The following is a 13,089-nucleotide window of genomic DNA, read 5'->3' as shown; positions in this document are numbered from 1 at the left end:
TGAAGAGCAAAGAGGAGCTGACAAGATGCCGATCACATTAGCACAAGGAGTCAACTTACATGTTGTTCCAACAGAAAAATATAAAACGGTGCGTATTTTAGTTCGTTTTAATACGCGTTTGAATAAAGAAACGATTACGAAACGGACGCTTTTGTCCAGTTTACTGGAAACAAATAGCTTAAATTACCCAGATCAAGTGAAGCTTAGTGAAAAATTAGCTGAATTGTACGGAGCTAGCTTTGGGATCAATGTCAACAAAAAAGGCAATTTACACTGGTTGAACCTTTCAATGAACTTGGTCAATGATAAGTATTTAGACAACAGTCATGTTTTAGCAGACGCTGCTGACTTTGTGAAAGAAATCCTATTTTACCCTAATATTATTGACGGGAAGTTTGAAGCAGAAACGTTTCAACGGGAGAAAGAAAATTTAAAAGCTTACTATGAAAGTATTTCAGAGGATAAGCAAGTCTATTCTTCATTAGCTTTACAAAATCTATATTTTGGTCGTTCTGACGATCAAAAAATCCCGAGTTTCGGAATTATTGCTGATTTAGAAGCTGAAACGGCTGAAACGATCGCTGCTTATCATCAACAAATGCTACAAGAAGATCAAGTGGATATTTTTGTTCTTGGTGATGTGGATGAAGCACAAGTTACAGCATTATTCAGCAAGTTACCATTTGAGGACCGTGCTGCTGGTATTGCAGATATTTTCTATACGCAGCCATCACGAAATGTGATCGAAGAACGTTCAGAACAAGAAACGTTAGCGCAGTCCAAATTAAACTTAGGCTATCATACCGACGTGTATTATGGGGATGAAAACTATTTTGCCTTGCAGATCTTCAATGGTGTGTTTGGTGGATTCCCTCATTCTAAATTATTTATGAATGTCCGTGAAAAAGAAAATTTAGCTTATTATGCATCAAGCAGTATTGACACTTTCCGAGGGTTTTTAAGTGTTCAAACAGGTATTGACGGCAAAAATCGTAACCAAGTTTTACGCTTGATTTCTGTAGAACTAGAAAATATCCGTCAAGGAAACGTGACTGATTTAGAGATTGAACAAACGAAAGCTATGCTGAAAAATCAATATTTACTGTCTTTAGATAATGCGGGAGCTGTTTTAGAGAATGAATATTTGAACGATTTGATTCCGCACCTTCGTTTAAAAGATGATGAATGGATCCGCCGGATGGAAGCTGTCACATTAGCTGATGTTCAGCGAGTTGCTAAGTTAGTGCAATTACAAGCCATTTTCTTTTTGGAAGGAGAAAAAGCCGATGCATAAAAAAGAATATCCGCAAATCAACGAAGTCCTATATACAGAAGTCCTAGAAAACGGCTTAACTGTTTATTTGTTGCCTAAAGCAGAATACAACAAAACGTATGGCTTGTTTACGACTAATTATGGCTCGATCGACAATGAATTTGTGCCGATCGGTGAAAAAGATTTCGTAAAAGTACCAGATGGGATCGCCCATTTTTTAGAACATAAAATGTTTGAAAAAGAAGATGGTGATGTTTTCCAACAATTTGGTCGCCAAGGAGCTTCGGCGAACGCTTTTACAAGTTTTACGAAGACAAGCTACTTATTTTCAACGACTGACCAAGTAGAAAAAAACTTGGAAACTTTGATTAATTTTGTTCAAGAACCTTACTTTACCAAAGAAACAGTAGATAAAGAAAAAGGAATCATCGGACAAGAGATCCAAATGTATTTAGATGATTCTAACTGGCGCTTATTTTTTGGGACACTAGGCAATCTTTATCCAAAACATCCGTTGCATATTGATATTGCGGGAACGGTGGAAAGTATTGGTGAAATCACTGCAAAAGATTTGTATACTTGCTACAATACCTTCTACCACCCTAGTAACATGACGTTATTTGTTGTCGGCAAGATGGATCCGGAAGCTATGATGACTTTTATCCGTGATAATCAAGCAGCTAAAACCTTTACGAAAGCTGAACCGATCAAACGTCATTTTCCTAAAGAAACAGCTGCAGATATCATTAAAGAAAGCTCTTTGGAAATGACCATCAGCCGTTCTAAAGTCATTGTAGGTTTAAAAGGCTTGGATGAAGTTCCAACAGATGGAAAAGAATTACTAAAATATAAAACAACAGCTAATTTATTGTTCCAATTGTTATTTGGCAATACGTCACAAAATTACTTGAATTTGTATAACGAAGGCTTATTGGATGATAGTTTCGGCTATGAATTTAATTTGGACCGTAGTTTCCACTTTGCGGATTTTGGTGGCGATAGTGATCAACCAGAAGTGTTAGCTGAACGGATCGAAGAGATTTTATTGACAGCTAATGAGAGTTTGGAAGTAACCGAAGAAAACTTGTCATTATTGAAGAAAAAGATGATTGGAAAATATTTCCAATCGTTAAATTCACTAGAATATATCGCAAATCAATTTTCACAATCGCTTTATGGAGAAACAACCTTGTTTGACACACCAGAAGTGATTGAAAGTGTCCAATTATCTGATGTGAAAAATTTGGCACAAACGTTGATTAATCAAGATGGGTTAAGCCGCTTTTTTATGTATCCTAAAAAGTAGATTGAATAGTATGTGAGAGCAAGTAGTTGAATGATTAGTCCTAAGTTTTAGCTAAGGATTCAGGACTTGCTCAAGCTACTATTATCAGAATCAAAAAAAGTCCGATATTTAGTGACAAACTTTCAAAAATGTTATCCTCAGCGGGAATTTTTTATGGTATGCTTAGATAAGTTAAGTAAAGTAAATCTTCCAGCATTTTGAGCAATTGACTATTAGAAGATCGGTTATTTTTTACTCAAAGGTTTTACATAAACTAATGATAGCTAAAGAAAACTAGATTAAGAGAGAAACATGATTACTGTAATAACAGCTTGATTCAATCAAGCTAAACTGATAAATTAGAAAGACTGGAGAAGATGGACGAGTGGCCAGCGTAAATATTGGAAAAAAATTAAGAGATGCACGACTGCAACGTAATATGTCATTAGACGAATTGCAGCAAATTACTAAAACACAAAAGCGCTATTTAATAGCCATCGAAGAGAATGATTTTGATTCTATGCCAGGAACATTTTATGTACGTGCGTTTATTCGTCAATATGCAAGCGCAGTTGGATTAGACGGCAACGAGTTAGTAGAGATTTATGATGGAATAGAAGAACCAGAAGACATAGAAACAGCGATTCAATATCAAACCTTGGATGAATCAAGAACCCAAATGTACGATGAAAATAGCCAAACTAAACGTTTTATGCGTAGTTTGCCTGCGATTATTTTTTCTTTGATTGGATTAGCAATTGCAATTGTTGTTTTTTATATTACATGGCAAGATCGGCAAACAAGCCCGATGATTCAGCCGCCAGCTTCTGAAATCATTAGAGAATCTGAGTCAACATCGAGTTCTGCGTCAAGCCAAGCTCCTGCATCAAGTACAACGGAGTCTTCAAGCTCAAGTTCTTCATCAGAACCGAAAGCACCTGCAGAAGTCAGTTTTGTTAGTGAGTCTGGTCCAACGGTGAATATGAATGCGACTAATTTAGCTTCTCCTGCTAAGCTTGAATTTAATGCTTTGACGGGACCTTGTTGGGTGGGTGTTTATATTGCAACAGCCGCTAATAATGATAACGGCTATTTTTATCAAGAAACGATTCAGCCTGGACAACCTAAATCTGTTGAAATTCCAGCAGGAACGGCGCAAGTTGTTGTTAGCTTAGGTGCTTCTGAATATATGGAATTCAAATTAGATGGACAAAAAGCAGAGTTCAACCCGAACAATACAGGAATTGGACTAAGAAATATCAATATGACTCTGGCTTATGCACAATCACAACCAGAACAATCCGCACAGTCACAACAACCGCAATAAAACGATTTTATAGATAGAAATGAGTGAGAAAAATAGGTGATGAACAATGAATGATCATTTCCTGTGTTTTTCTCACTTATTTATTGAGAGTTTCTTTCATTTACTTAAACATTAAATAAGGGGAAAAAACCTTTTTTCGTGACACCTTCTATGAGATAACGTAAAATGAGTAGGAAAAGAGAGGGGCAACAGGCATTGAACTTACCAAATAAATTAACCGTTATTCGAATATTCATGATCCCGATTTTTATTGCTGTTGTTAGCATTCCAATGGACTGGGGCACACTAACCATAGCAGGGACATCACTAGCAGTCACTCAACTAGTTGGCGCAATTATTTTCGCAGTTGCAAGTCTTACTGACTGGTTAGATGGAAAAATCGCTCGTGCACGAGGGCTAGTGACAAACTTCGGTAAATTCGCCGATCCATTAGCAGATAAAATGCTAGTAATGACAGCATTTATCGTTTTAGTAGGGCAACAAAAAGCGCCAACTTGGGTAGTGGCAATCATTGTATGTAGAGAGCTTGCTGTTACTGGTTTGCGTTTACTATTAGTTGAAGGCGGCGAAGTAATGGCCGCAGCTTGGCCAGGTAAAGTCAAGACAGCAACACAAATGGTTGCGATCATTCTATTATTTATCAATAATATTCCGTTTGCAGCGATTGGTTTTCCTGTAGATCAAATTATGCTTTATATTTGTTTACTATTTACAATTTATTCAGGCGTCGACTATTTTGTGAAAAATGCTGATGTATTTAAAGGATCAATGTAAAGAGTAATTAGACAAATTTTATAGAAAAAATCTAATTTTTCTACTCGATTATGAGTGAAAAAGTTAGATTTTTTTTCTTTTCTATAAAATATTTTTGAGAAAATAGGCGGCTGTACCCCTTGATAAATCACCCTTTTTCATAAATTTCGATAAGTATAAAAAATTTTGATACTACTATTTATAAAATAATAGTTTACTTTTTAGAGAACTGTGGGTATAATTTGTGTATCGGAACTATTATTATATGAACAGTAGTATTCGAACAAAAAAATTGGAGGAATTTATAATGAACAAATTTGTAAAAGGTGCAGTAGTTGCTGGTTTAGCTTTATCAATCGGAGGAACAGGATTTTTAGCAACCGCTACTCAAGTACATGCGAACTCGGCTCAACTTGTAGATAACACTGCAAAAATCAACGCATTGATCCAAGAAAAACAAGAAGTGATCAACAAGAAAAAAGTATCTCGCGATAAAAATGAACAAAAAGCGTTAGGCATCCGTATCGGCGAAATCGAACGCGAAATCCAAGCATTGAAAAAAGGTGGCTCAACAGGTGGTTCAACTGGCAACACAACAACACCAGCAACTCCAGGTGAAGATACAGCATCAAAAATCGCTGCATTGATCCAAGAAAAACAAGAAGTAATCAACAAGAAAAAAGTTAGCCGTGACCCACAAGAACAAAAAGCGTTAGGCATTCGTCTTGGCGAAATCGAACGTGAAATCCAAGCGTTGAAAAATGGTTCAACAAGTGGTTCAACAGGCAATACAACAACACCATCTACACCAGTGGAAGACAATGCAGCGAAAATCAATGCATTGATCCAAGAAAAACAAGAATTGATCAACAAGAAAAAAGTATCTCGCGACAAAAATGAACAAAAAGCTTTAGGTAAACAAATCGATCAAATCGAAAAAGAAATCAAACAACTAAAGAAAAATAAATAATTACCCAAAATACTAAAGACTAATACTAAATTTTCTTACCCAAATTTGTGTGAACTTCATAAAAATATACTTTTTACCAAGTCATGATGGTAAAAAAATAAAGGCCAGTCAATCAGAATTGCACCCACAATTCTGATTGACTGGCTTTTTGAACGATTCAGTCCTTAAATATCTAACTGATCTTCTTCTTTTAAAATCTCAGCTAATGTTGTTTTAAAAGCAGTAATTTTTGATAAGACCTTACTTTATCTGTATGTCCAATCAAGCTTTTTTTACTCAAAGAATTAACCACAAAAAGTTGTGCGGGGGGCGAGTCAAAAAAACAGCCGCCTGCAAGCAGGGGCTGTTTTGCTTTAGTATTCAATTAAAACCAAGGACCGATGACGATTGTATAGGTGCTTAAAGCAATTCCTGCAAGAATCAGCAAAATACCTAAAGCTAAAATAGGGCTGAATTTGGTCGTTCCGGCCGTTTCTTTTTTAAATAATTTGGATAAGGCCATGACTAAAAGACCTAAAATAATCAGTAAACCATTAACGAAAAAGGTTGATAAACTGTTCTTCTTCTTAGTATTTTTAAGAAAAGTCCCATTTTGTAGAGCTTTTAATTTTTGGGCATATTTAAATGAAACACTTGGTGCTTTGATGGTTGGAGAAACTTGAGAAAGACCTGTATCCATCGTTACTTTGTCGGCGGTTAGTTTAAACGCTGGCGTAGTATTTCGTTGAATTACACCATAAAAGTCTTGGTCTAGAATCACTTCTTCTTTATTTATCGTGTTGTTCCCTTTAGTAAGGAGTTGTTTGTATTCATAAGTAGCGAAAGCTTGGTCAAAAATTGCGTTACCAAAAGCATGACGCTGTAACTCACCTTCTTGATCTTCCCAATCACCAACACCTAAGACAATTTCAATCAAGCGTGTATCTTCACGCTTGGCAGTTGCAGCATAGTTGAAGCCGCCAGTTGGACTTGAACCAGTTTTCAAACCATCTGCACCCTCATAACCATAAGCAAGACCTGGCAAGGAATAATTATGGTTTTCTAGGACTTCAGCATAAGGCGTATTTTCCATGATCGTGATTTGGACGGGACTTGTATACTTCACGGTATCCGGATAGTTTTTCAATAAATGATAAGATAAAATAGCTAAATCACGAGCAGTGGTTACGTTGTCTGCACTTTGGTCGATTCCTTCTGGTTTATAATAGCCGTTAAAAGCGCCAGTTTCAGCTCCGCTACAATTATAAAAGGTTGAGTTGGTCATGCCGAGTTCTTTAGCTTTGTCATTCATCATATGAATAAACTTGGCCTCATCATGAGCAGTTACAAGGTTCGCTAGCATGACGGTGGCAACATTTGATGACTGGACAAGTGTTGCATAAAGTAGGTCGCGAACGGGATAAGCGATACCTGAAACGATTGAATTGTTACTTAACTCATAAATCTGTGAAATCGCTTGGTCGTTATCTGTTGCTTTGACCGTTGTATCTAACGTAAATTTACCTTGTTCGATTGCTTCAAAAACAAGATAAACAGACATCAGTTTAGCGATACTAGCTGGGTTCCATTTTAAATCAGGATTGTCCTCCCAAAGAACTTGACCTGTTTGTGCTTCAATGACGATCGAAGCTTTGGGCTTATAAAATTCATTTGTTTGATAGCCGGCATTTTGGGTGATTGTTAGAATATCTTCTGCAGCATAAGCGTCAGTTGCAGTTAGGATACCTGAAAAGTAGCCCGTAACTAATATGAACGAGCAAATTTTCAGTAAAATAGTTCTTGTTTTCATATAAACATCCTTTGTCATTAATCTCACTGTGTAGGTTTTTCGAATAAACGTTAATCATGTTAACCTTGAATGATTCCTAAGATTTTATTTTGGGTGGCTTTATTGGATATAATGTTTTGGAGACGCGTATAGCCAATTTATTTTCTATAACTACTTTCATATTTTCTGAAAGGTAGTCAGTGTATTCTAACAGATTTTAGTAATTTTTGTCAGAAAAGAGAGATTTTGTTAGAAAACTCTAGTGGGATTTTCTAGGTTTGTTAAGATTTGATCGCTGTAATTGCTTGATTTTATTTTAAACAAGGATTTATTATTATCGATCAATCTATAAAAAGTATACTACATCTATTTTACGTGAAAAGTGAATAAAAAGGTACGCTTTTTGTATATTTTTAATAAAAAGTAATTTTCGAAAAATTTTGGTATACTTGAACAGATGGAGGTGTTTGTAATGAGAAGTGAAGAAATGATTGCTTCAGAGTGGTCGGATTTTTCTAAACAAGTATCTAATAGTATTCAATTATTCCCTTTTTATGAGACACACACATTAGCAAGGCAAGTTTTTAGAAAAAAAGTACGTGACAATGAAAGTACAGCTTATGTGATCTATAAAGGTAAGAATCCATATTTATTTTTAACAGTTGAAATAGGAAAAGTGACGAATCTGTTGATTCTAGAAACCGGAAAAATCACTTGGAGATCATTTTTTTTAGCGATTGATCTATTTTTTAAACAGACTTTTCAGTTGAATAGTACATTTGTTTTTCCACAATCATTGCCCCTATATTTACAAGAAGTGTTTATAAAATACGGGTATACGGTGACAGAAAATAAAGTAGCTAGTAAAGATTTTTCCTATCGAACGGCCTTGGTTTTAGGTGGCGGTGGTGCTAGAGGTGCCTATCAAATCGGTGTTTGGCAAGCATTGAAAGAATTAGCTATTCCAATCAAGATTATTACAGGGACATCAGTTGGTGCACTGAATGGCGCGCTGGTTCTACAAGATGATTTTGAGGCAGCTAAAGATATGTGGGAGAAGATTGATACACAAAAAATTCTGTCTTTCCCAGTATCAACAGCATCTGGTGATACATTCGGAGGAATGATGAGTCAAATTGGCTCATTTACTGTGAATGCGATCCAATCAAATGGTGTTTCAACAGAGCCATTGCAAAAACTGATCCACGACACTTTTTCACAAGAAAAAATGCAGCAGGTCACAGCTGATTTTTATTTGGTTACAACAGAGCTGCCTAATATGATGGAAAAAAACATTCATTTTAATACCTGTCCGAGTGATCAATGGCAAAAGTGGTTGTTGGCTTCGGCTTCCTTTTTTCCAGCTATGGCGGCAACGAAAATTGCTGACAAATACTATGTCGACGGTGGCTATCGTAATAATATTCCCGTTGACATTGCGTTGCGTAGTGATGCAACTGAGTGCATTATTGTGGATGTGAAAGGACCAGGCATCACCAAACCAGTAAAAATACCAGCAACAACTAGTTGTTTGACGCTACAGACACCATGGAGTATGGGAGCTGTGCTATTATTTGATGGTGCTCGTTCAACAAAAAATATTCAATTAGGCTATTTAGAAACAATGAAGGCTATCGGGAGAAAATATCTTGGTTATTGGTATACATTTGATGAGACAATCAGTAGTTTAGAGGTATTTCAACAAGCCTTTTTTACCTTTATTAAACAGACGTATCAAATTGAACTATGGCATTCAGCCGAGCGGAAAAATAAAATCTGTAAAAAACTGCGTAGAATATATAGAGACAGGGTGTATACCGAAAATGTCGGGATGGTTTTAGTTGAGCTGTTAGCAAAGACTCAGGAAATTTCAGCTTCTAGACTATATACGATGCAAGAATTAGTGGCGCTTTTACAACAAAGTAACCATGTCAGAACTAATTTAGTAGAGAACATTGGGATGATTTCTGTTCAAGAATGGTTGAAGAAATACTATGAAGATTACTTTTTACTTTCTGATAAACAACAGTTAGCATTAATGAACAATTTGCTGGATTCAGATGAAAAAGAGAAACCGCAACGTATCGCTTTTTTACTGGATAAATTACCAGCTCAGGCGCTACAAATTTTAATGAAAGAATTTATATTACAAGGAGTGGATCAATAATGGCACAAGATTTTTCATATGAAATCGTAGAAGAAATCGCAGTTTTATCGGAAAATACTCAAGGGTGGCGTAAGGAATTTAATTTAGTTAGTTGGAATGGGCGTCCGCCAAAATTTGATTTAAGAGACTGGTCGGCCGATCATGAAAAGATGGGCAAAGGGATCACCTTAACAAACGAAGAATTTGAGATATTATCTAAAGCAATAAAATCAATGTAGAAAGGACACCCTGTCAATGAAAAGTATGACTGGTTTTGGAAAAGAAACATTTTTAAATGATACGTATCAAATCGATGTCGAGATCAAAAGTGTCAATCAGCGCTTTTTAGATATCCAATTACGAATGCCTAAAGAAGTTAATCCGTATGAAATGGCTATCCGTCAATTGATGAAAGAAACGCTACAACGTGGTCGGATCGAAGCCTACATCAATATCAAGCAAACGGGCAGTGGCAACAAGGAAGTGCAAGTACATTGGGAGCTGATCCATCAATTATTGAGTGAGATCAAGCAAGAGATGGCAGCTAATTATCCTCAATCAGAATTTAATCCTGAGCAAAATATCAACCAACTACTGAATAATTCAGATTATGTTGAAGTGACTGAGAAACAAGAAGCTGATGAAACCTTTGGTGACCTTATTTTAGATTCTGTCAGAAAAGCGGTTGAACGAATTGATGCTAGCCGTCTGCAGGAAGGTCAAAAAATCCAGCAAGTTTTGACTGGATATAGTCAAGAGTTCATCGATCTGGTTCATGAATTAGCCGGATTTGTGGAAATCTATGAAAAGGATTACCGTGAAAAATTTGAAGCAAAGATAAATGATTGGTTAGGTGAACAAGTAGACGAAGCTCGTTTGCTGACAGAACTTGCGATTTTACTGGAAAAAGGCGATATCCATGAAGAATTAGATCGTTTAGCAATTCATGTGGACAAACTACAAGAATTATTGTATCAATCAGAACCTGTTGGTCGAGAATTAGATTTTCTGATGCAGGAAATGAATCGTGAAGTTAATACGATCGGATCAAAATCTAGCCCAATCGAAATCAAAAATATTGTGGTTCAAATGAAAACGATCCTAGAAAAAATCCGTGAGCAAATCCAAAATGTCGAATAATGGGAAATAGTTTGTGATTCTATTTTTTACCGTTATAATGAAAGAGAAGAAAGTAAAGAGGTGACTATTTATGTCAAAGTATTATGATGTAACGTTCCATGAACTAAGTGGGAAGTCAGTAGTAAAAAGAGAGATTATTTCTGATAAAGACCCATTTAAAGTGTGGGAAGATGCTTGTGTGTCATTTACAAATGATGTTTTTAATATTCGAGTGAATGAAGAGGACTTTGTAACATTGAACCGTCGTTTTGTTGTGCGAGTGGATGTTCAAGAAGTAGATGGTCCTGTGGATAAAAAAATCAAACGCCATGATGAAATCATGGGTGTTGTGAATACTTTATCGAATATGGGCTTTTAAAAGATAGTTTAAAAGGAGAGAGAAGCGGAACACTGCTTCTCTCTCCTTTGTTTTTTATAAAAATAGGAATGCGCCAACTGCTGAAAGTATTGATAGAGCGCCTAATGTAAAGAATAAACGAGTTGTCGGTGTGGCTATTGTGTGACTACCACGTTTAACTCCAGCAATTCGTTTTCTAAATAGTCTTGAACAAATCAAGAATAATAGACCTAGACCTGCTAGAAGACTACTGATTAAATAATTATGTTCTTTTTTTGGTGTTTCTGCTGATTGACTAGTTTTTTGGGCGTTTGTTTTATCTGAATTATTATTACCTGTTTGTGTCTCAGAATCTTGATAGCTGACACTTTTAGCTGGAATATTTGGTGAAACTTGACCGAGATCGCTCTTCAAAGAAAGTTGACCATCTGCTAGAGTGAAGCTAGGCTCGCTGTTCTTATTGACAAAGCCATAGAGATCCTGTTCAAGGTTGATCTCTTTTTGCTCGATCTTATTTGATCCTTTAGAAAGTAATTTTTTATATTCATAAGTAGAAAAAGCATGGTCTAAGATCGCATTTCCGGCTAGATGACGCTCATATTCGCCTTCTTGATCAGACCAAGAACCTACGCCTAAAATGACTTCGATTAGTCGGAGATCCCCTTTTTTAGCTGTCGCAATATAATTAAAACCACCAAGCGGGCTTGATCCGGTTTTTAAGCCATCTACGCCGTCATAACCATATTTCGCACCAGGTAAGGAATAATTATAGGTTTCAAACGTTTCTTCATAGGGAGTATTTTCCATCGTTTTAACTACGGGTTTACTAGTGAATTGTAAAACATCTGGATATTTTTTTAGTAGGTTGTAGGTTAAAATAGCTAAATCTCTAGCGGTTGATTTGTTTTCGCCGTTAGGGTCGATACCTTCAGCTTGATATAAGCCCTCAAAAGAACCGATTTGCGCACCGCTACAGTTAAAGTAAGTGGTATTGTTCATGCCTAATTCAGCCGCTTTATCGTTCATTTTGCGAATAAAACTGGCACCATCATTATCAGAAACAAGATTTGCCAACATTAGCGTGGCAACATTTGATGAAGGAACTGCAACCATGGAAAAGATATCACGAATAGGGTAATCGACACCTAAGGCGATTTTGTTATTGCTTAATGCATAGATTTGTGAGACTTTGACATCTTTTTCAGTCGCTGTGATCGTCGTATCTAAATCAAATTTACCTTGCTCCATCGCTTCAAATGCTAAATACATTGTCATGACTTTGGCGATACTGGCAGGACTCCAAGCTAAATCTGGCTGATCTTCCCACAAAATCTGACCTGAATCAGCATCAATAACAATAGAGGCTTTTGGGCGATAGGCTTCTTTAACGGGAAAGCCTGTTTTTTCTGCAAATTCCATCAAATCCTCTTGTGCATAACTTGTTTGAGCAAAACTTCCAAGTAAAATACAAGCAATCAGTAGCAAGCTGCTGATTGTTTTCAAAAGTGTTATTCGTGTGAACATAGAGTTAAATCCCTTCGTTTTTTTAATTCTTTCACATAATTAACTAGGTTAGTTCTTTCTTTGTGAAAATAAGTAATAACTTTATTCTACTTGAAAAACTAGGGTGCTGTATACTCTTTTTAGAAATTTTCCTTAAAAGAATTGCTCAAACCGTATTTCAAAGTTAGAATGAATCATTCACTGAATAAACAGGAGATTAGATTGCTAAAAGTTAGAATTAAATGGATATTCGCTTTTTTCTAAAATTTTATGGGTAAAGCCTTGAAAATTACTGAAAAAAAGTGCATTATAGAACTAATACTTTATTGATATTTAGCTACATTGGTAGCTTATTTTTAAAATTGTTTAGCTTCATGAACCAGTTCTTCGGAAAAAAGATGAAAGCTGCTAGTGCCAAAAAACGGCACGATCATCTTTCCCTATTTTTCAGTCAGAACTAAAAGGGTTCATTCAGCTTTAAAATGTCTAGCTTTACAGGCTAGTCTCTCGGGAAAAAGATAAAATTTGATTGTGGCAAAAAGCGCCACCCTCATCTTTTCCAATTTTCCAGTCGAGACTGAATGAGC

At 36.1% G+C, this 13,089-nt stretch carries 11 protein-coding genes; 9 read left to right on the top strand and 2 right to left on the bottom strand.

The window, feature by feature from the left end; translation table 11 throughout:
- Nucleotides 1-25: 25 nt before the first annotated feature.
- From yfmF to ATZ35_RS04390, 5 genes are all read left to right on the top strand, one after another.
- Entirely contained in the window at nt 26-1,294 is a 1,269-nt protein-coding gene (gene yfmF, locus ATZ35_RS04410) for an EF-P 5-aminopentanol modification-associated protein YfmF (protein ID WP_208930425.1), read from the top strand.
- Nucleotides 1,287-2,579: an EF-P 5-aminopentanol modification-associated protein YfmH gene (gene yfmH / locus ATZ35_RS04405; protein ID WP_208929666.1), complete on the top strand. Its 1,293-nt coding sequence runs from the start codon at nt 1,287-1,289 to the stop codon at nt 2,577-2,579. The genes yfmF and yfmH overlap by 8 nt, the downstream gene beginning before the upstream one ends.
- A 364-nt stretch (nt 2,580-2,943) precedes the next feature.
- A complete protein-coding gene (locus ATZ35_RS04400) occupies nt 2,944-3,885 on the top strand; it encodes a helix-turn-helix domain-containing protein (RefSeq protein WP_208929665.1) in 942 nt (313 codons plus the stop codon).
- A 195-nt stretch (nt 3,886-4,080) separates the two neighbouring features.
- Nucleotides 4,081-4,659 (top strand): CDP-diacylglycerol--glycerol-3-phosphate 3-phosphatidyltransferase, encoded by a 579-nt coding sequence (gene pgsA, locus ATZ35_RS04395; RefSeq protein WP_208930424.1) that lies wholly within the window; start codon nt 4,081-4,083, stop codon nt 4,657-4,659.
- 286 nt (nt 4,660-4,945) lie between these two features.
- Entirely contained in the window at nt 4,946-5,608 is a 663-nt protein-coding gene (locus tag ATZ35_RS04390) for a hypothetical protein (protein WP_208929664.1), read from the top strand.
- 364 nt (nt 5,609-5,972) lie between these two features.
- Here the strand turns inward: ATZ35_RS04390 and ATZ35_RS04385 are convergent, their stop codons facing one another.
- Nucleotides 5,973-7,397 (bottom strand): DUF1958 domain-containing protein, encoded by a 1,425-nt coding sequence (locus tag ATZ35_RS04385; protein ID WP_208929663.1) that lies wholly within the window; start codon nt 7,395-7,397, stop codon nt 5,973-5,975.
- A gap of 451 nt (nt 7,398-7,848) precedes the next feature.
- On the opposite strand from ATZ35_RS04385, the gene ATZ35_RS04380 reads away from it, so the two are divergent.
- The 4 genes from ATZ35_RS04380 (at nt 7,849) to ATZ35_RS04365 (ending at nt 11,020) form a co-directional block, all read left to right on the top strand.
- Nucleotides 7,849-9,543 (top strand): patatin-like phospholipase family protein, encoded by a 1,695-nt coding sequence (locus ATZ35_RS04380; protein WP_208929662.1) that lies wholly within the window; start codon nt 7,849-7,851, stop codon nt 9,541-9,543.
- A complete protein-coding gene (locus ATZ35_RS04375) occupies nt 9,543-9,761 on the top strand; it encodes a YdbC family protein (protein ID WP_086277929.1) in 219 nt (72 codons plus the stop codon). The genes ATZ35_RS04380 and ATZ35_RS04375 overlap by 1 nt, the downstream gene beginning before the upstream one ends.
- Before the next feature lie 16 nt (nt 9,762-9,777).
- Nucleotides 9,778-10,662: a YicC/YloC family endoribonuclease gene (locus ATZ35_RS04370; protein WP_208929661.1), complete on the top strand. Its 885-nt coding sequence runs from the start codon at nt 9,778-9,780 to the stop codon at nt 10,660-10,662.
- Nucleotides 10,663-10,732: 70 nt separating this feature from the next.
- The gene (locus tag ATZ35_RS04365) at nt 10,733-11,020 is read left to right on the top strand and encodes a hypothetical protein (protein WP_208929660.1); all 288 of its coding nucleotides are present in this window, start codon (nt 10,733-10,735) and stop codon (nt 11,018-11,020) included.
- 54 nt (nt 11,021-11,074) lie between these two features.
- Here ATZ35_RS04365 and ATZ35_RS04360 read toward each other — a convergent pair whose 3' ends face one another.
- Entirely contained in the window at nt 11,075-12,523 is a 1,449-nt protein-coding gene (locus ATZ35_RS04360) for a DUF1958 domain-containing protein (RefSeq protein ID WP_208929659.1), read from the bottom strand.
- Nucleotides 12,524-13,089: the final 566 nt, after the last annotated feature.

Origin of the sequence: Enterococcus rotai (assembly GCF_001465345.1) — a bacterium.
Lineage (GTDB): Bacteria > Bacillota > Bacilli > Lactobacillales > Enterococcaceae > Enterococcus_L > Enterococcus_L rotai.
Note: the sequence above shows the minus strand (reverse complement) of the source record. Positions and strands in the feature narration are given on the sequence as shown.

Excerpts from the sequence above, each read along its gene's own strand:
- yfmF (WP_208930425.1), top strand. The coding sequence starts at position 26 with ATGCCGATCACATTAGCACAAGGAGTCAACTTACATGTTGTTCCAACA.
- yfmH (WP_208929666.1), top strand. The coding sequence starts at position 1,287 with ATGCATAAAAAAGAATATCCGCAAATCAACGAAGTCCTATATACAGAA.
- ATZ35_RS04390 (WP_208929664.1), top strand. The coding sequence starts at position 4,946 with ATGAACAAATTTGTAAAAGGTGCAGTAGTTGCTGGTTTAGCTTTATCA.
- ATZ35_RS04385 (WP_208929663.1), bottom strand. The coding sequence starts at position 7,397 with ATGAAAACAAGAACTATTTTACTGAAAATTTGCTCGTTCATATTAGTT.
- ATZ35_RS04380 (WP_208929662.1), top strand. The coding sequence starts at position 7,849 with ATGAGAAGTGAAGAAATGATTGCTTCAGAGTGGTCGGATTTTTCTAAA.
- ATZ35_RS04375 (WP_086277929.1), top strand. The coding sequence starts at position 9,543 with ATGGCACAAGATTTTTCATATGAAATCGTAGAAGAAATCGCAGTTTTA.
- ATZ35_RS04370 (WP_208929661.1), top strand. The coding sequence starts at position 9,778 with ATGAAAAGTATGACTGGTTTTGGAAAAGAAACATTTTTAAATGATACG.
- ATZ35_RS04365 (WP_208929660.1), top strand. The coding sequence starts at position 10,733 with ATGTCAAAGTATTATGATGTAACGTTCCATGAACTAAGTGGGAAGTCA.
- ATZ35_RS04360 (WP_208929659.1), bottom strand. The coding sequence starts at position 12,523 with ATGTTCACACGAATAACACTTTTGAAAACAATCAGCAGCTTGCTACTG.